Origin of the sequence: Vibrio fujianensis (genome assembly GCF_002749895.1) — a bacterium.
Classification (GTDB): domain Bacteria; phylum Pseudomonadota; class Gammaproteobacteria; order Enterobacterales; family Vibrionaceae; genus Vibrio; species Vibrio fujianensis.
In genome coordinates, this window is sequence record NZ_NBUS01000037.1 from 86,528 (window position 1) to 103,010 (window position 16,483).

At 45.7% G+C, this 16,483-nt stretch carries 25 protein-coding genes and 1 pseudogene; all 26 read right to left on the reverse strand.

Translation table 11 applies throughout. The annotated features are described in order from the left end of the window. Positions 1–312 (reverse strand): 50S ribosomal protein L18 (gene rplR / locus B7C60_RS03540; RefSeq protein ID WP_245868490.1); only part of this gene is annotated, 312 nt, incomplete at its 3' end. 9 nt (positions 313–321) lie between these two features. Further along, positions 322–855 (reverse strand): 50S ribosomal protein L6, encoded by a 534-nt coding sequence (gene rplF, locus B7C60_RS03545; RefSeq protein ID WP_099610465.1) that lies wholly within the window; start codon positions 853–855, stop codon positions 322–324. A 17-nt stretch (positions 856–872) separates the two neighbouring features. Continuing rightward, positions 873–1,265: a 30S ribosomal protein S8 gene (rpsH, locus tag B7C60_RS03550; RefSeq protein WP_099610466.1), complete on the reverse strand. Its 393-nt coding sequence runs from the start codon at positions 1,263–1,265 to the stop codon at positions 873–875. Positions 1,266–1,294: 29 nt separating this feature from the next. After that, a complete protein-coding gene (gene rpsN / locus B7C60_RS03555; protein WP_099610467.1) occupies positions 1,295–1,600 on the reverse strand; it encodes a 30S ribosomal protein S14 in 306 nt (101 codons plus the stop codon). A gap of 17 nt (positions 1,601–1,617) precedes the next feature. Beyond that, complete coding sequence (gene rplE, locus B7C60_RS03560; RefSeq protein WP_099610468.1) at positions 1,618–2,157, reverse strand: 50S ribosomal protein L5; 540 nt, start codon at positions 2,155–2,157, stop codon at positions 1,618–1,620. Between the two features lie 22 nt (positions 2,158–2,179). Continuing rightward, entirely contained in the window at positions 2,180–2,497 is a 318-nt protein-coding gene (gene rplX, locus B7C60_RS03565; protein ID WP_004745885.1) for a 50S ribosomal protein L24, read from the reverse strand. A gap of 13 nt (positions 2,498–2,510) precedes the next feature. Then, on the reverse strand, positions 2,511–2,882 hold the full coding sequence (rplN, locus tag B7C60_RS03570; RefSeq protein ID WP_004394532.1) for a 50S ribosomal protein L14: 372 nt from the start codon (positions 2,880–2,882) through the stop codon (positions 2,511–2,513). Positions 2,883–3,042: 160 nt separating this feature from the next. Then, a complete protein-coding gene (rpsQ, locus tag B7C60_RS03575; protein ID WP_099610469.1) occupies positions 3,043–3,297 on the reverse strand; it encodes a 30S ribosomal protein S17 in 255 nt (84 codons plus the stop codon). After that, the gene (gene rpmC / locus B7C60_RS03580; protein WP_099610470.1) at positions 3,297–3,488 is read right to left on the reverse strand and encodes a 50S ribosomal protein L29; all 192 of its coding nucleotides are present in this window, start codon (positions 3,486–3,488) and stop codon (positions 3,297–3,299) included. The genes rpsQ and rpmC overlap by 1 nt, the downstream gene beginning before the upstream one ends. Further along, positions 3,488–3,898 (reverse strand): 50S ribosomal protein L16, encoded by a 411-nt coding sequence (gene rplP / locus B7C60_RS03585; protein WP_004394529.1) that lies wholly within the window; start codon positions 3,896–3,898, stop codon positions 3,488–3,490. Before rplP ends, rpmC begins: the two co-directional genes overlap by 1 nt. Before the next feature lie 11 nt (positions 3,899–3,909). Further along, positions 3,910–4,608, reverse strand: a complete 699-nt coding sequence (gene rpsC, locus B7C60_RS03590) for a 30S ribosomal protein S3 (protein WP_004394527.1) — start codon at positions 4,606–4,608, stop codon at positions 3,910–3,912. Positions 4,609–4,627: 19 nt separating this feature from the next. Continuing rightward, positions 4,628–4,960, reverse strand: coding sequence for a 50S ribosomal protein L22 (gene rplV, locus B7C60_RS03595; RefSeq protein WP_078926689.1), 333 nt, complete (start codon positions 4,958–4,960; stop codon positions 4,628–4,630). 10 nt (positions 4,961–4,970) lie between these two features. Then, positions 4,971–5,249 (reverse strand): 30S ribosomal protein S19, encoded by a 279-nt coding sequence (rpsS, locus tag B7C60_RS03600; RefSeq protein WP_004394525.1) that lies wholly within the window; start codon positions 5,247–5,249, stop codon positions 4,971–4,973. A 20-nt stretch (positions 5,250–5,269) separates the two neighbouring features. Further along, entirely contained in the window at positions 5,270–6,094 is an 825-nt protein-coding gene (rplB, locus tag B7C60_RS03605; protein WP_099610471.1) for a 50S ribosomal protein L2, read from the reverse strand. A 16-nt stretch (positions 6,095–6,110) separates the two neighbouring features. Continuing rightward, positions 6,111–6,413, reverse strand: coding sequence for a 50S ribosomal protein L23 (gene rplW / locus B7C60_RS03610; protein ID WP_004394523.1), 303 nt, complete (start codon positions 6,411–6,413; stop codon positions 6,111–6,113). After that, the gene (rplD, locus tag B7C60_RS03615) at positions 6,410–7,012 is read right to left on the reverse strand and encodes a 50S ribosomal protein L4 (RefSeq protein WP_078926691.1); all 603 of its coding nucleotides are present in this window, start codon (positions 7,010–7,012) and stop codon (positions 6,410–6,412) included. Before rplD ends, rplW begins: the two co-directional genes overlap by 4 nt. A 16-nt stretch (positions 7,013–7,028) precedes the next feature. Continuing rightward, positions 7,029–7,658, reverse strand: coding sequence for a 50S ribosomal protein L3 (gene rplC, locus B7C60_RS03620; protein WP_099610472.1), 630 nt, complete (start codon positions 7,656–7,658; stop codon positions 7,029–7,031). Between the two features lie 14 nt (positions 7,659–7,672). After that, positions 7,673–7,984 carry a 30S ribosomal protein S10 gene (gene rpsJ, locus B7C60_RS03625; protein WP_001181007.1) on the reverse strand — a complete coding sequence of 104 codons (312 nt, stop codon included), beginning with the start codon at positions 7,982–7,984 and terminating at the stop codon, positions 7,673–7,675. A gap of 361 nt (positions 7,985–8,345) precedes the next feature. Continuing rightward, positions 8,346–9,086, reverse strand: a complete 741-nt coding sequence (rlmB, locus tag B7C60_RS03630) for a 23S rRNA (guanosine(2251)-2'-O)-methyltransferase RlmB (protein WP_099610473.1) — start codon at positions 9,084–9,086, stop codon at positions 8,346–8,348. 7 nt (positions 9,087–9,093) lie between these two features. After that, positions 9,094–11,544: a ribonuclease R gene (gene rnr / locus B7C60_RS03635; protein ID WP_099610528.1), complete on the reverse strand. Its 2,451-nt coding sequence runs from the start codon at positions 11,542–11,544 to the stop codon at positions 9,094–9,096. Between the two features lie 327 nt (positions 11,545–11,871). Beyond that, positions 11,872–12,507: a flagellar protein MotX gene (gene motX / locus B7C60_RS03640; protein WP_099610474.1), complete on the reverse strand. Its 636-nt coding sequence runs from the start codon at positions 12,505–12,507 to the stop codon at positions 11,872–11,874. Between the two features lie 210 nt (positions 12,508–12,717). Next, on the reverse strand, positions 12,718–14,016 hold the full coding sequence (locus tag B7C60_RS03645) for an adenylosuccinate synthase (RefSeq protein ID WP_099610475.1): 1,299 nt from the start codon (positions 14,014–14,016) through the stop codon (positions 12,718–12,720). A 150-nt stretch (positions 14,017–14,166) separates the two neighbouring features. Next, positions 14,167–15,078, reverse strand: a complete 912-nt coding sequence (locus B7C60_RS03650; RefSeq protein ID WP_099610476.1) for an isoaspartyl peptidase/L-asparaginase family protein — start codon at positions 15,076–15,078, stop codon at positions 14,167–14,169. Positions 15,079–15,193: 115 nt separating this feature from the next. Next, positions 15,194–15,787: a peptidylprolyl isomerase gene (gene slyD / locus B7C60_RS03655; RefSeq protein WP_099610477.1), complete on the reverse strand. Its 594-nt coding sequence runs from the start codon at positions 15,785–15,787 to the stop codon at positions 15,194–15,196. 92 nt (positions 15,788–15,879) lie between these two features. After that, positions 15,880–16,080 carry a YheV family putative zinc ribbon protein gene (locus B7C60_RS03660; RefSeq protein ID WP_099610478.1) on the reverse strand — a complete coding sequence of 67 codons (201 nt, stop codon included), beginning with the start codon at positions 16,078–16,080 and terminating at the stop codon, positions 15,880–15,882. Beyond that, positions 16,077–16,483 (reverse strand): annotated as a pseudogene (locus B7C60_RS17730) (glutathione-regulated potassium-efflux system protein KefB); the annotation flags it as partial. The gene B7C60_RS03660 and the pseudogene B7C60_RS17730, both read right to left, overlap by 4 nt.

Genomic DNA, 16,483 nt, shown 5'->3' on the forward strand with positions numbered 1-16,483 from the left:
GGCTACTCGACCGTGGTATTGGAAACCAGAACGATCAAATGCAACTGATGCTACGCCTTTTTCTAGCGCGCGCTCAGCAACAGCTTTACCCACTGCTTTTGCTGCATCGATGTTTCCAGTATTCTTCACTTGCTCACGGATCGCTTTTTCTACAGTAGAAGCTGCGGCGATAACCTCAGAGCCATTAGCTGCAATCACTTGAGCGTACACGTGACGAGGAGTACGGTGTACTACTAGGCGAGTTGCACCCAGTTCTGCAATCTTACGACGTGCGCGTGTAGCACGACGGATGCGAGATGCTTTCTTATCCATAGTGTTACCTTACTTCTTCTTAGCTTCTTTAGTACGCACATTTTCATCTGCGTAACGAATACCTTTACCTTTATAAGGCTCAGGTGCGCGGTAAGAACGAATGTCAGCCGCAACTTGACCAACAACTTGCTTATCGCAACCAGTTAGGACAATTTCAGTTTGGCTTGGACATTCGGCTTTAACACCCGCTGGCAACTCGTGCTCAACTGGATGAGAGAAGCCTAGAGTTAAGCCTACAGCGTTGCCTTTCATAGCAGCACGGTAACCTACACCCTTAAGAACGAGCTTCTTAGTAAAGCCTTCAGTAACACCAACAACCATGTTGTTCACTAGAGCACGGGCAGTACCTGCTTGTGCCCAAGCGTTTGCGATACCCTCACGAGGACCGAACGTTAGGTTGTTTTCTTCCTGAGCGATCACGACGCCAGTATGAACTACACGAGATAGCTCACCTTTAGGACCTTTAACCGTGATCTCTTGGCCGTTTAGTTTCACCTCTACGCCAGCTGGAATAGCGACAGGTGCTTTAGCAACACGAGACATGTTCTACTCCTATTAAATTAAGCTACGTAGCAAATGATTTCACCACCAAGACCTGCTTTACGAGCAGCGCGGTCTGACATCAGACCCTTGGAAGTGGAAATAACAGCAACACCAAGACCGCCCATCACTGATGGAAGCTCATCTTTCTTCTTATAAACACGAAGACCTGGACGAGAAACGCGTTTGATTTGCTCAATTACTGGTTTTGCTTGGAAATACTTAAGTGTGATTTCCAGCTCAGGTTTTGCTTCGCCTTCAACAGCGAAGTCTGCGATATAACCTTCAGCTTTAAGTAGTGCAGCAATTGCAACTTTCAGCTTTGAAGAAGGCATTTTTACAGCAACTTTATTTGCTGCCTGACCGTTACGAATACGGGTCAGCATATCCGAAATCGGATCTTGCATGCTCATAGACTATACTCCAAATGATTAAGTGGCAATTACCAGCTAGCCTTACGAAGTCCAGGAATCTCGCCTTTCATGCAAGCTTCACGAACTTTGATACGGCTTAGACCGAATTTACGTAGGTAACCGTGTGGACGACCAGTTTGGTTGCAACGGTTGCGCTGACGTGATGCACTTGAATCACGTGGAAGAGTTTGCAGTTTCAGAACTGCATTCCAACGATCTTCTTCTGATGCGTTTACATCGCTGATGATAGCTTTAAGCGCTGCACGCTTTTCTGCGTACTGAGCTACGAGCTTGGCACGTTTAACTTCACGTGCTTTCATTGATTGTTTAGCCATAACAGTAACCCTTCACCTTACTTACGGAATGGGAAGTTAAAGGCAGCCAGCAGAGCACGGCCTTCCTCATCGGTACTAGCAGACGTCGTGATAGTGATATCAAGACCGCGTACACGATCGACTTTATCGTAGTCGATTTCCGGAAAGATGATTTGCTCGCGAACGCCCATGCTGTAGTTACCGCGTCCATCAAAAGACTTAGCGCTAACACCGCGGAAATCGCGTACACGTGGTAGAGCGATAGCAATCAAACGCTCTAGAAAATCCCACATGCGTTCGCCACGCAAGGTTACTTTACAACCGATTGGGTAGCCTTCACGGATTTTGAAACCAGCTACAGATTTGCGTGCTTTCGTGATAAGTGGCTTTTGACCAGAGATCGTTGCCATATCAGACGCTGCATTTTCAAGTAGTTTCTTATCGTTGATAGCTTCACCAACGCCCATATTGAGGGTGATTTTCTCAATTCTAGGGACTTGCATGACGCTTGTGTAACCGAACTGTTTGGTCAGTTCAGCGACTACAGACGACTTGTAGTAATCATGCAGTTTCGCCATAGTAGAACTCCAAATTACTCTATTAGTTAGAAACGATTTCGTTATTAGACTTAAAGAAACGAACTTTCTTACCATCTTCGAAACGGAAACCGATACGGTCCGCTTTGCCAGTTGCTGCGTTAAAGATTGCAACGTTAGAAGCATCAATTGCTGCTTCTTGTTCAACGATGCCACCTTGTTGACCTAGAGCCGGAACTGGCTTTTGGTGTTTTTTAACAAGGTTGATACCTTCAACGATAACTTTACCGGTTGCGAGAACCTTAGTTACTTTACCTTTCTTGCCTTTGTCTTTCCCAGCAAGAACGATCACTTCGTCATTACGACGGATTTTAGCTGCCATTGTTTGCCGCTCCTTACAGAACTTCAGGTGCTAGTGACACAATCTTCATGAATTTCGCATTACGAAGTTCACGAGTCACTGGACCAAAGATACGTGTACCGATTGGTTGCTCAGTATTATTGTTAAGCAATACGCAAGCATTTCGGTCGAAGCGAATGACAGAACCGTCTGGACGACGTACGCCTTTACGGGTGCGAACTACCACTGCCTTCAATACATCACCTTTTTTTACTTTACCGCGAGGAATTGCTTCCTTAACAGTAACTTTGATGATGTCGCCCACATGGGCGTAACGACGGTGAGAGCCACCCAGAACCTTAATACACATTACGCTGCGAGCGCCTGAGTTATCAGCTGCGTCCAGCATACTTTGCATTTGGATCATGTTAGTGCTCCGCTAAATATTAAAAAAACTAGACCCATCTCGGGTCGGGCTGCCTCTTTAAAGGGACGCGAATTGTACCACCCTTTTTTGTGATTGGGTAGTCAAAAAACAAGCGGCCCCAAAAATAATTGGGGCCGCTGTATTCGCATCAAAAGCTCAATTAAATTTTGGCTTTTTCTACTACTTTAACCAATGTCCAAGACTTAGTCTTAGACAGAGGACGACACTCACAGATTTCAACGGTGTCGCCAATGCCACACTGGTTGTTTTCATCATGTGCGTGTACTTTAGTCGTGCGACGAACGAATTTACCGTAAATTGGGTGCTTCACGAAACGCTCGATAGCAACAACAATAGACTTATCCATCTTGTCACTAACAACACGACCTTGTTGGGTACGAATTTTGTCGCTCATTATGCGCCTGCCTTCTCAGTCAAAACAGTTTTCACACGTGCGATATCACGACGGACAGCTTTCAGAGTATGAGTCTGTTGCAGTTGACCAGTTGCCGCTTGCATGCGCAAGTTGAACTGTTCTTTTAGCAAACTCAGTAGCTCAGAGTTAAGCTCTTCAACGCTTTTTTCGCGTAGATCTTGTGCTTTCATCACATCACCTGCTTAGTTACAAATGTAGTCTTGAATGGCAGTTTACGCGCCGCTAGGCGGAACGCTTCACGAGCCAATTCTTCAGGTACACCATCAACTTCGTACATCACCTTGCCAGGTTGGATTTGGGCTACCCAGTACTCAACGTTACCTTTACCCTTACCTTGACGAACTTCAAGTGGTTTTTCTGTGATTGGTTTGTCTGGGAACACACGGATCCAGATTTTACCTTGACGCTTAATATGACGCGTCATCGCACGACGTGCCGCTTCGATTTGACGAGCAGTTAGACGACCACGGCCTACAGCTTTCAAACCAAAGGTGCCGAAGCTGACTTCAGTACCTTTTGCTAGGCCACGGTTACGACCTGTATGAACCTTGCGGAACTTAGTACGTTTAGGTTGTAGCATCTGTCTACTCCTTACTTACGGCCTTTACGCTGCTTCTTAGGCTTGTCAGCCTTTGGCTCTACTGCGTTAGCAGCTGGCATACCGCCTAGAATCTCACCTTTGAAGATCCAAACTTTAACGCCGATTACACCGTAGGTGGTGTGAGCCGAAGAAGTTGCGTAATCAATGTCAGCACGAAGAGTGTGTAGAGGCACACGGCCTTCACGATACCACTCAGAACGTGCAATTTCAGCACCGCCTAGACGGCCACTTACTTCCACTTTGATACCTTTAGCGCCTAGGCGCATTGCGTTTTGTACTGCGCGCTTCATCGCACGACGGAACATAACGCGACGCTCTAGTTGAGACGCGATGCTATCAGCCACTAATTGACCGTCTAGCTCAGGTTTACGCACCTCAGAAATATTGATCTGAGCTGGTACACCTGCGATTTTAGCCACAGCTGCGCGTAGCTTCTCAACGTCTTCACCTTTTTTACCGATAACCACGCCTGGACGAGCAGTGTGAATAGTCACACGAATGCTTTTCGCAGGACGCTCAATAACGATGCGTGATAAAGACGCTTTTGCCAATTCCTTAGTGAGGTATTGACGTACCTTGAAGTCGCCGTCTAGGTTGTCAGCGAAATCTTTGGTATTAGCAAACCAGGTAGCATTCCAAGGCTTAACGATGCCTAGACGAATACCATTTGGATGTACTTTCTGACCCATTGCTTACTCTCCTAGTCTCTTAGCGATCTGCGACAACCACAGTAATGTGGCTTGAACGCTTCAAGATACGGTCCGCACGGCCTTTAGCACGAGGCATAATACGCTTCATGATTGGGCCCTCATCTACGAAGATTTTAGCGACACATAGATCGTCGATGTCAGCACCTTCGTTGTGCTCCGCGTTAGCGATTGCTGACTCAAGAACTTTCTTGATCAATTCAGCTGCTTTTTTGTTGCTGAATGTTAGAAGTTCTAGAGCTTGGTCTACTGACTTACCACGAATTTGATCTGCAACTAAGCGAGCTTTCTGAGGCGAAATGCGAGCAAAGTTATGTTTAGCGAATGCTTCCATCATCTACTCCTTAACGCTTCTTAGCTTTCTTATCCGCAGCATGGCCACGGTAAGTGCGAGTTGGGGCAAATTCACCCAGTTTGTGACCGATCATCTCGTCAGTTACGAAAACTGGAACGTGTTGACGACCATTATGGACAGCGATGGTCAAACCGATCATTGTAGGAATGATCATTGAACGACGGGACCAAGTCTTAATAGGCTTTTTGTCTCCGCTTTCCACCGCTTTCTCTACCTTCTTCAGCAAGTGTAGGTCAATAAATGGACCTTTCTTGAGAGAACGTGGCATGGCTTATCCTCTTAAATAGATTACTTAGTGCGACGACGTACGATGTACTTGTCGGTGCGTTTGTTTTTACGGGTCTTGAAGCCTTTCGTTGGCATACCCCATGGAGATACTGGATGACGGCCACCAGAAGTACGACCTTCACCACCACCATGTGGGTGATCAACTGGGTTCATTACCACACCGCGAACGGTAGGGCGAACACCACGCCAACGGCTAGCACCCGCTTTACCTAGTTCACGCAGCATGTGTTCAGCATTGCCAACTTCACCGATTGTTGCACGGCCTTCAGCAAGTACTTTACGCGTTTCACCAGAGCGTAGACGGATAGTGACATAAGCACCATCACGCGCTACAAGTTGTGCATATGCACCCGCAGAGCGAGCGATCTGCGCACCTTTACCAGGCGTTAATTCAACGTTATGAATGGTTGAACCCACTGGGATATTGCGCATTGGCAAAGCATTACCTGCTTTGATTGGCGCATCAACACCAGACTGGATAGTATCACCAGCTTTGATGCCTTTAGGTGCAATGATGTAACGACGCTCACCGTCTGCATACAGAACTAGAGCAATATTTGCGCTACGGTTTGGATCGTATTCTAGACGCTCAACTTTCGCTGGGATACCGTCTTTAGTACGTTTGAAATCAATCAAACGATAGTGTTGTTTGTGACCACCACCGATGTGACGTACTGTGATACGACCGTTGTTATTACGACCACCATTCTTAGAGTTTTTCTCTAGAAGAGGGGCGTAAGGCTTACCCTTGTGCAGGTCAGCGTTAACAACTTTAACAACGTGACGACGACCAGCCGAAGTCGGCTTACATTTAACAATAGCCATTTTTCAACTACTCCTGTTATTCCGCGCCGCCAACAAAGTCAAGATCTTGACCTTCTTTCAAAGTAACGTACGCTTTCTTCACGTCTGAACGACGGCCTTGGCGTAGACCTTGACGCTTGGTCTTACCCTTAAGAATAAGAGTATTTACAGACTTAACTTCAACTTCAAATAGCTTTTCTACAGCTGCTTTGATCTCTTTTTTAGTGGCATCTTTTGCTACTTTAAAAACGATAGTGTTCGCTTTTTCAGCAGCCATGGTTGCTTTTTCAGAGATGTGCGGTGCACGTAGAACTTTTAGTAGACGCTCTTCACGAATCATGCCAGCATCTCCTCAACTTGCTTAACTGCAGCAGCAGTCATAAGAACCTTGTCAAATGCGATGAGGCTCACTGGATCAATCCCAGCAACGTCACGCACGTCAACTTTGTACAGGTTACGAGCAGCTAAGAATAGATTTTCGTCTACTTCGCCAGTAACGATAAGCACATCGTTAAGCTCAAGTTCTTTAAGCTTAGCTACTAGCTCTTTTGTTTTTGGTGCTTCAACTGAGAAGTTATCAACAACGATCAAACGCTCTTGACGAACAAGCTCAGAAAGAATGCTTTTCATAGCACCACGGTACATTTTTTTGTTTACTTTAACGCTGTGATCTTGTGGTTTCGCAGCAAAAGTAACACCACCTGTACGCCAGATTGGGCTACGGATTGTACCAGCACGTGCACGGCCAGTACCTTTTTGACGCCATGGCTTAGCGCCACCGCCAGAAACTTCTGAACGTGTCTTTTGAGCACGAGTACCTTGACGAGCACCTGCTGCATAAGCAACAACTACTTGGTGTACAAGAGCTTCGTTGAACTCACGTCCGAAAGTAGTTTCGGAAACAGTTAGTGCGTTAGCACCTTTAACCATCAATTCCATTACTTACTCCTAGACGTTATGCTTTAACAGCTGGTTTGACGATCACGTTAGCGCCAGTTGCACCTGGGACTGCACCTTTAATAAGAAGCAGATTGCGCTCAGCGTCAACACGTACGATCTCTAGGTTTTGAGTCGTTACACGCTCAGCACCCATGTGACCTGCCATTTTTTTGCCTTTAAATACGCGACCTGGAGTTTGACATTGGCCAATTGAACCCGGTGCACGGTGAGACAAAGAGTTACCGTGAGTCATATCTTGAGTGCGGAAGTTCCAGCGCTTAACAGCACCTTGGAAACCTTTACCCTTAGATGTACCAGTAACGTCTACTTTTTTAACTTCGTTGAACAGTTCAACCGTTAGTTCAGCACCAACTTCGAACTCTTCGCCGTTTTCTAAACGGAATTCCCAAAGACCGCGACCAGCCTCAACACCTGCTTTCGCAAAGTGACCAGCTTCTGGTTTAGTTACGCGGCTAGCTTTCTTTGTACCAGCAGTTACCTGGATTGCTGCGTAGCCGTCAGTCTCAAGCGTTTTCACTTGAGAAATACGGTTCGCTTCAACCTCAACAACAGTTACTGGGATAGAAACGCCTTCTTCAGTAAATACGCGGGTCATACCCACTTTACGTCCGACTAGACCAATCATTATTCTAATCTCCCTTAACCTAGGCTGATTTGCACATCAACACCAGCCGCAAGATCAAGACGCATTAACGCATCTACCGTCTTGTCAGTGGGTTCGACGATGTCGATCAGACGCTTGTGAGTACGAATTTCGTACTGATCACGTGCATCTTTGTTTACGTGTGGAGAGATAAGAACAGTGAAACGCTCTTTACGAGTAGGTAGTGGGATTGGACCACGAACCTGTGCGCCGGTACGCTTAGCTGTTTCAACGATTTCCGCAGTAGAAGCATCGATCAATTTGTAATCGAAAGCTTTAAGGCGGATACGGATGCGTTGGTTCTGCATGAGACAGAGCTCCAATAAGTAAAAATTACACAAACAATATCGCCATTCGAACCTGCTAATGCGGGTGAATGCCGATTGATTTATGTGAAACCGTAGTACCCAGATTGGGCACATTGTCAGCTAATTAAATTAACCAAAGCTAATCATATTAACTGCGAACATAAGCTGAGTATACGTTACCTCACTTGTGTTGCCACAAGCTTGCTCCTCGCTGCTCATTGGTTCACAACTGGCTTAACCAGTGGGAGTGCATTATACAGATCACAGATTCTCTTGCAAGGGGTGTTTGAAAAATAAACGAATAATCGTGTAAAAGGCGCTAGAACCTCGCTTCAGGTTCTAGCTAAAATTATAGCCTAGACTAGCTATGACCACGTTGGCGGACTGCTTCAAATAGGCAAATGCCTGTAGCAACCGAGACATTGAGGCTCGACACGCTACCCGCCATTGGAATTTTGATCAAATCATCACAAGTTTCACGCGTTAAACGGCGCATACCATCCCCTTCTGCGCCCATGACAATCGCTAAAGGGCCAGTGAGTTTGCTCTGGTAAATATCATGCGTAGCTTCACCTGCGGTACCAACAAACCAAACCCCTTGCTCTTGTAGAGCACGCATCGTGCGTGCCAAATTGGTCACTCGAACTAAAGGGACAGTTTCTGCTGCGCCACAAGCCACCTTGCTTACGGTTGCCGTCATTGGAGCGGATTTATCTTTAGGGACAATCACCGCTGCAACGCCTGCGGCATCAGCATTACGTAAGCAAGCCCCCAAGTTGTGTGGGTCGGTTACGCCATCCAGCACTAATAACAAAGGCTGCTCATGCTGGCTCAAAATTTCTTCTAAGTCATGTTCATTAAGCGCTTTTGCCGGGCGAACTTTGGCGATCACACCCTGATGATTTGCCCCTTGTGCTTTGTCATCTAAGGCTTTACGCCCCATTTCCTGAATAGACACACCTAAACGCAACAATTCATTCAGTACAGGCAATAACCGGTCATCTTGGCGACCTTTTAATACATACGCTTCGATGATGCGCGCAGGGTCACGCTGCATCACAGCGCTGACCGAGTGAATACCATAAATTAATTCGTTACTCATGACTTACCTATTTCGATTTCGAGCGACTTTTTGCCGTTTTAGGGCCCGATTTAGCTTTCTGAGATTTATTCGGTTTAGCTCGTTTTCCTTTCGGACTTTTTCCCGTTTCTTGTTCCTCTGGGCGTTTAATAGGCTCTATCATCGGAACCGCTTTTGCACCACGATTAGCCGCCGCTTTTTTTCCTTTTGCTTTGGCTTTCGCTTCCACTGCGCGTTTTTTGGCAGTTTTTCCTTCGCCGCGTAGCTTACGACTAGTCTCGATTAATTCAAAATCAATTTGTCGATCATCTAAATTAACCGATAATACTTTGACCTTAACGGCGTCACCCAAGCGATAAATATTACCAAAAGATTCTCCGATGAGTCGTTGTCCTATTGGATCAAATTGATAGTAATCATTGGCCAATGTTGAGATATGTACCAAACCATCGATATGTAATTCAGTGAGTCGAACAAAAAAACCAAATCCAGTCACATTCGCGATCACGCCATCGAGTTCTTCTCCGACATGATCTTGCATATACTCACATTTAAGCCAGTCAGACACTTCTCGCGTTGCATCATCAGCGCGACGCTCAGTGGTCGAGCATTGTTCGCCGTAAAAATCCATATCATCAAAAGAATAATGATAACCACCAGTCGGTGTCCAACGATCCTGATTGCGTCCTTCTTCTTTGGCAATCAAGTACTTAATAGCTCGGTGCAGTAATAGATCAGGATAACGACGAATGGGTGAAGTAAAGTGTGCATAGCGTTTCAGTGCTAAGCCAAAGTGACCGGCATTGTCTGCATTATAAACGGCTTGTTTCATTGAGCGAAGCAACATAGTTTGAATCAATTCTTTATCTTGCCGCTCACCGATTTGCTTCATGAGATGCGCATAATCGGTCGGCGATGGCTCAAGCCCTCCTCCCAAATCTAAGCCAAGTTCGCCTAAGAAGTCTCTAAAGCCCATTAAGCGTTCTTCACCCGGAGACTCGTGAACTCGGAAAAGAGCAGGCTCTTTGGCTTTTTCAACCAAAGAAGCCGAGGCAATATTGGCCATGATCATACATTCTTCAATCAGCTTATGGGCCTCATTACGAATGACAGGTTCAATGCTCTCGATCTTACGTTGAGCATTAAAGATAAATTTGGTCTCAACCGTTTCAAACTCAATCGCCCCTCGCTGATCTCTTGCCTCTTTAAGTACAAGATACATCTTATGCAGCTCTTCAAGATGGGGGACTACCGCTTGATAACGTTCACGTAGCTCTTCATCCCCTTGCAAAATCTCATGCACTTTGGTGTAGGTGAGGCGGGCATGTGAATTCATGACGGCTTCGTAGTGTTTATAACCCGAGAGCTTTCCAGTGTCTGAAATCGTCATTTCACAAACCATACACAAACGATCAACTTGCGGGTTAAGTGAGCACAGCCCGTTGGAAAGAACCTCAGGTAACATAGGTACCACTTGTGAAGGGAAATAAACCGAGTTGCCTCGATTAATGGCTTCTTTGTCTAACGCACTATCTGGACGAACGTAGTAACTGACATCAGCAATCGCCACCCATAAACGCCATCCACCCCCTTTTTTCGCTTCACAATACACGGCGTCATCAAAATCTCGCGCATCTTCACCATCGATCGTCACCAGTGGTAAATCGCGTAAATCGACTCGCCCTTGTTTAGCTTCTTCTGGCACCTCTTCGCTAAAGTTTTCAACCTGCTTAAGCACTTCTTCAGGCCACTCGTGAGGGATCTGGTGAGTTCGAATAGCGATTTGGGTTTCCATGCCGGGTGCCATATTTTCACCGAGCACTTCAACCACTTTCCCCATCATGCCTCGACTACGTGAGCCGCGATCGGTAATTTCAATTACCACCACGTTACCCATCCGAGCGCCTTCGCGGTGTTCGTTAGGAATTAAGATATCTTTATGGATGCGCGAGTCATCCGGCACCACATATGAATAGCCATGTTCCAAGAAAAACCGACCAACAATCTGAGTCGTACGCGCTTCCAAAATACGCACCAAGCGCCCTTCTTTTCTTCCTCGTTTATCGGTGCCCGTTGGTTGAACTAAAACAAAATCGCCATGGATCAAGGTACGCATTTGGTGATGAGGTAGTAAAATGTCGTTTTCTTTATTAAGGCTACCTTCCGGGCGAACCCAACCATGGCCATCTTTGTGACCGATAACGACCCCTTTTACCATTTCTAGTTTTTCGGGTAAGGCATAACATTGACGACGGGTAAAAACCAATTGGCCATCGCGTTCCATCGCGCGCAAGCGACGACGCAGGCCTTCGTATTGATCTTCACCATTAAGTTCAAGCGCGGCAAATAAGTCATTACGATTCATCGGTACATTGGCTTGAGTAAGAAATTCTAAAATGTATTCTCGGCTTGGAATAGGGTTTTCGTAGTTATCAGCTTCACGATCCGCAAAAGGATCATTATGGGTATTATCAGACATAGGCAGACCTGCTATTTTAGGAAGGTACATAAAGTATATCCTACTGTGTTCTTAAGCTTAATAGCTAATCCCAACCGGCAGAAGCGTAACAACTTTGTGTATTACGTGACCGGAATCAAGTTGTCACTATAAATAACGAAACCTTGAATCGTGAGTATGATGACAGGATGTTGAGAGAAAGTGGTAAAGCGAGCGTTAGACGCTAAGTAGGAAATAATAAGATAGGATTGAGTATTAATAATATTCTATTTCTATCACTTACTGCATGGCAATCATCCAGTAAGCGGAAGAATCATAGAGTTAAAAGCTAAGATAAACAAGCTTTATTTACCAGAAGCTGCCACGCCGCTTAGCACGAGCAATAATATTTTCTGGCATTCTCATTTCTAATCCCTGTCGCAGCAAGGTAATCCGGTTGTGGGTTCGTTGATCAGCGCTGACAGAATTATACAGCCAACGATAGGCATCTTCGTAATCGAGCGGGCTGCCATGATCTCGGAGTAAAAGTTCAGCCAAATGAATACGAGCATTTAAATTTCCCATCGCCGCGGCTTCGCGTAAATAAGGAATCGCACGTTCTTTGTCTTGCTGTACTAAAGTTCCTCGCGAATAGTAACGACCAAGTTGCTCCAGAGCCGTAGGCAAACCTTGATGCGCCGCGCTTTCCATATAATATAAACCGAGCTCAACGTCTTGCTCGACACAAACCCCCCATGCCAGCATATCACCATAAAGAAATTCATAAGCAGGCAGGCTAATCCGTGTTGCCCGAGCAACAATGTCTTCAACTAACTGGCAATGATCTGCTTTAACTCGCGTTAAATGTTTATTTTGTTCAATCAGTTTGATTAGCTCAGCTTCAGAATAAATCGGCACGGGCTCTCCGACATCCGCCACGTTAGCGTGACTGAACGCAGAATGTAATGCAAAAAATAATGAAGCAACTACCGTACGTAGTTTCATACAGGCACTCTTAGTTAACTTCGATAGCCACCATAATAGTATAGTGTGGCTACGCACAAAGATTTAGTTTGATCCTTATATCGGCCAGTCGATAGCAGGCTTTAACAAAAGTTTCCTTTAGGCGGCAATTTTTTGCCTCTCAATAAAACTCGTTCTACGGCCTATAAAAAAAGCTGACTCATTGGCCAGCTTTTATGTTTTAAAACGGAGTTACACGTTAAATGGGTGCACTTTGATAATAGTTTCGTTGCGATCTGGGCCGGTTGAAATAATATCAATCGGTACGCCAGTCAACTCTTCAATACGCTTAATGTAGTTAAGTGCTGCTTGCGGAAGATCCGCCAATGATTGCGCACCGAAGGTATTTTCTGACCAACCTGGCATGGTTTCATAAATAGGCGTCACCGCTTCAAAAGCGTCCGCTGCCATTGGCGAAACCTGAGCGACAGAGCCATCTGGCATTTGATAGCCGGTACAGATTTTTAGCTCTTCAAGCCCATCCAACACGTCAAGTTTAGTCAAACAAAAGCCAGTCACTGAGTTAATTTGAATGGCTCGTCGCATAGCGACCGCATCAAACCAACCGCAACGACGCTTACGCCCGGTAGTGGCACCAAATTCATGGCCTTTCGTGCCCAGATGATTACCGATATCATCATCTAATTCTGTTGGGAATGGGCCCGCACCAACACGAGTACAATAAGCCTTAGCAATACCAAGAATATAGCCTAAATGACGAGGGCCAAAACCAGAACCTGCCGCGACACCACCAGCCGTCGTATTAGAAGAGGTTACATAGGGATAAGTACCATGGTCGATGTCCAGCAATGTACCTTGAGCACCTTCAAACATGATTTTATCACCACGCTTACGAGCAGCATCAAGTTCATCAGTAACATCAATCACCATAGCAGTGAGTAGCGCTGCGTAAGATTCAACTTGCGCTAACACATCATCATAACTCACTGGTTCTGCTTTGTAGAAATGCTCTAATTGGAAGTTATGGAAATCCATCACCTCTTTGAGTTTTTCAGCAAAGGAAACCATATTGAACAAATCACCAACACGCAAGCCACGACGCGCGACTTTATCTTCATAAGCCGGGCCAATACCACGACCTGTGGTACCGATGGCTTTTTTACCACGAGCCGCTTCACGAGCTTGGTCAAGCGCAATGTGGTAAGGGAGAATCAAAGGACAAGCTTCAGAAATGAAAAGGCGTTCACGAACGGGAATGCCACGCTCTTCGAGAGGTTTCATTTCCTTGATGAGTGCATCCGGTGAAAGTACGACCCCGTTACCGATAATGCATTTTACATTATCACGGAGAATACCGGATGGAATTAAATGAAGAACGGTTTTTTCACCGTCGATAACCAGAGTGTGCCCAGCATTATGACCGCCTTGGTAGCGAACCACATATTTAGCATCTTCTGTTAAAAGGTCTACGATCTTACCTTTACCTTCGTCACCCCATTGGGTGCCTAGAACGACAACGTTATTTCCCATCTTTCCAAATCTGATTGCTAGTTAAAAAAGGATTCTAGCACCGAATTTCCTTTCTTGCAGTCCTTTTTTAGACGTATTCCTACCCAGTTCAAAGAACATAAGTCACCGGCGAAAGTAACGGCTTATTTGCTATGATTTTGTCTTGATACCTCATTCATCCGGATCAATGTGAATACGACATTCACCTTGTCGGTTAATACTCGCGCGATACATTGTCGGCCCATTCACTGCAAAATAAATCTCTCCTTGTCGATCCAACCCAACCACTCCTGCTTGAGGCTGTAAATCTCTTTGCATCACGCTTGCACACGCTGTTGCCATATCCTCCTTTAAATAACGCATTCTGGCAGCAATTTCACTGGTGGTTCGGTATTTGACTAACTCCTCCCGTGCACCAAAAGCCGATAAAGCAACCTCGTTGTTATCGACCAAAGCACCAACACCGAGCATCGCCGCTCCCCCAACTTGACCACACGCTTTATCACAAACACCACCAGTACTGGTGGCCGCCGCTAAATCACCGAATTGATCAAGAGCGACTGCGCCAACAGCGCCAATGGTTTGCTCACTAGGCAGGAATGGTGCGGCATTTTTAATAGCGAATAATTGCTGGTAACGAGGTTCCGTAAAAAAGTAGTCTTGTTCGGTATAATGATGCCCGAGCTTAAAAGCAAATGCTTCTGCCCCTTCACCAATCAAAAACTGCTTACCCTTTTTCAACACATCACAGGCAAGGGTTATCGGATTTTTGATATGTCTAAGTCCAGCGACAGCGCCTACAGCATGAGATTTTCCATACATCACCATCGCCTCCATTTCGACCATTTCTTGGTGAGTAAGTACCGAACCTTTACCCGCATTGAAGAGGGGAATATCTTCCAAAACTTTAACCGCTTCGACCACCGCATTTAACGCATGATGACCGTCTAACAACTGTTGGTAACCTGCTTGCACGGCACGCTCTAAACCGTTAGTGATCTCTTGTCTAACTCGCTCATCCATCTTCGCCTTTACCAACGTTCCGGCACCCGCATGAATAGCAATAGCAAAAGGTTGGCTCATTCAAACCTCCAGATAAAAACAAAGCGTTAATCGCTTTGGCAATTAACGCTTTTTACATCAGTCCACCACACTTATCAACATGATGATATGGGATAAGATAGTTTGATAATGTTGATTAATGGGAACCGCAGTTACCGCCGCCACAACAACCATCGTTTTTACCATGATGATGTCCGTGACCATGGCCTTCACCACCACAACAACCACCTTCATGGTCGTGATCGTGGTCATGACCACAACCGCCTGATTGGTGGATATGACCATGAGCTACTTCATCTTCAGTAGCAGCACGTAAAGCAACGACTTCAACATCAAACGTCAATGTGTGGCCAGCGAGCATATGGTTACCATCAACCACGACTTCATCACCATCTACTTCAGTAATTTCAACTGGGATTGGACCTTGATCAGTATCCGCTAAGAAACGCATACCAACTTCAATTTCATCGACGCCTTGGAATACTTCGGCAGGAACACGCTGTACAAGCTCGTCACTGTGTTCACCATAAGCGTCTTCAGGAGCCACTGTTGCGCTGAATTTATCACCGGCAACTTTGCCTTCTAATTCACGCTCAAGGCCTGTGATTAGGTTGTTGTGACCATGTAAGTACTCCAGCGGGGCTTCCGCTGTGGATTGGTCTACCACAATGCCATCTTCAAGTTTGACTTGGTAGGCAATGCTAACAACCACGTTTTTTTCAATTTTCATAACGGCTCCAAGGAGGTTGGTTTGGTTCTCTCACATCAGTTGGAAAAAGAGTGAGTTAAGCAATATTATGGCGATTATACACAGAAACTCAATTATTCTGGCTTAAAAATCCCGATCATTTGTCCATCTGCGTGCACAGTTTTAGTCACCGATTGCGGTTTTCTCTGTTCTATGTAGTGGCACTCGACACACTCAACCCATTCAATGTTATTTTCTATCCACCAACGAAGGGTGTCTTGCATTTGACATTGCGGGCAATTCGCGCCAGCAATAAAGCGTTTTTTTTCTTTCACGGCTTAGTCCTACTTTTTTCCCAATCATCTCGGGTTTGGCGATCATTCGCCATTTCACGGCTAAAAATCTCTTCTAATTCTTTTCGAGCCTCTTTGGTTCTTAACGTTAAGGCTTTGTCGTTGTTATGTTGAGGTAATAATTCTTTTAGCATCACGGTGTCTAAACGACAAAAATGAGCTTGCGCACGCTTGGCTTGATAAGGATGCATGCCAAGTTTTATCAACACTTGACGCCCTAAATCTAATGCACCTAAAAACGTTTCTCTTGAGTAGCCTTGGATACCTTGATTCAGTAACTGATACGCCTCAACCCGGCTACGGGCTCGAGCGAGAATGCTCAACTGAGGAAAATGTTGCTGACATAACTGGGTAATGCGCATCACTTCATCGGGATCATCGGTAC

Coding starts and splice junctions, on each gene's coding strand:
- rplF (WP_099610465.1), bottom strand. CDS start 855: ATGTCTCGTGTTGCTAAAGCACCTGTCGCTATTCCAGCTGGCGTAGAG.
- rpsH (WP_099610466.1), bottom strand. CDS start 1,265: ATGAGCATGCAAGATCCGATTTCGGATATGCTGACCCGTATTCGTAAC.
- rpsN (WP_099610467.1), bottom strand. CDS start 1,600: ATGGCTAAACAATCAATGAAAGCACGTGAAGTTAAACGTGCCAAGCTC.
- rplE (WP_099610468.1), bottom strand. CDS start 2,157: ATGGCGAAACTGCATGATTACTACAAGTCGTCTGTAGTCGCTGAACTG.
- rplX (WP_004745885.1), bottom strand. CDS start 2,497: ATGGCAGCTAAAATCCGTCGTAATGACGAAGTGATCGTTCTTGCTGGG.
- rplN (WP_004394532.1), bottom strand. CDS start 2,882: ATGATCCAAATGCAAAGTATGCTGGACGCAGCTGATAACTCAGGCGCT.
- rpsQ (WP_099610469.1), bottom strand. CDS start 3,297: ATGAGCGACAAAATTCGTACCCAACAAGGTCGTGTTGTTAGTGACAAG.
- rpmC (WP_099610470.1), bottom strand. CDS start 3,488: ATGAAAGCACAAGATCTACGCGAAAAAAGCGTTGAAGAGCTTAACTCT.
- rplP (WP_004394529.1), bottom strand. CDS start 3,898: ATGCTACAACCTAAACGTACTAAGTTCCGCAAGGTTCATACAGGTCGT.
- rpsC (WP_004394527.1), bottom strand. CDS start 4,608: ATGGGTCAGAAAGTACATCCAAATGGTATTCGTCTAGGCATCGTTAAG.
- rplV (WP_078926689.1), bottom strand. CDS start 4,960: ATGGAAGCATTCGCTAAACATAACTTTGCTCGCATTTCGCCTCAGAAA.
- rpsS (WP_004394525.1), bottom strand. CDS start 5,249: ATGCCACGTTCTCTCAAGAAAGGTCCATTTATTGACCTACACTTGCTG.
- rplB (WP_099610471.1), bottom strand. CDS start 6,094: ATGGCTATTGTTAAATGTAAGCCGACTTCGGCTGGTCGTCGTCACGTT.
- rplW (WP_004394523.1), bottom strand. CDS start 6,413: ATGATTCGTGAAGAGCGTCTACTAAAAGTTCTACGTGCACCGCACATC.
- rplD (WP_078926691.1), bottom strand. CDS start 7,012: ATGGAATTGATGGTTAAAGGTGCTAACGCACTAACTGTTTCCGAAACT.
- rplC (WP_099610472.1), bottom strand. CDS start 7,658: ATGATTGGTCTAGTCGGACGTAAAGTGGGTATGACCCGCGTATTTACT.
- rpsJ (WP_001181007.1), bottom strand. CDS start 7,984: ATGCAGAACCAACGCATCCGTATCCGCCTTAAAGCTTTCGATTACAAA.
- rlmB (WP_099610473.1), bottom strand. CDS start 9,086: ATGAGTAACGAATTAATTTATGGTATTCACTCGGTCAGCGCTGTGATG.
- rnr (WP_099610528.1), bottom strand. CDS start 11,544: ATGTCTGATAATACCCATAATGATCCTTTTGCGGATCGTGAAGCTGAT.
- motX (WP_099610474.1), bottom strand. CDS start 12,507: ATGAAACTACGTACGGTAGTTGCTTCATTATTTTTTGCATTACATTCT.
- B7C60_RS03645 (WP_099610475.1), bottom strand. CDS start 14,016: ATGGGAAATAACGTTGTCGTTCTAGGCACCCAATGGGGTGACGAAGGT.
- B7C60_RS03650 (WP_099610476.1), bottom strand. CDS start 15,078: ATGAGCCAACCTTTTGCTATTGCTATTCATGCGGGTGCCGGAACGTTG.
- slyD (WP_099610477.1), bottom strand. CDS start 15,787: ATGAAAATTGAAAAAAACGTGGTTGTTAGCATTGCCTACCAAGTCAAA.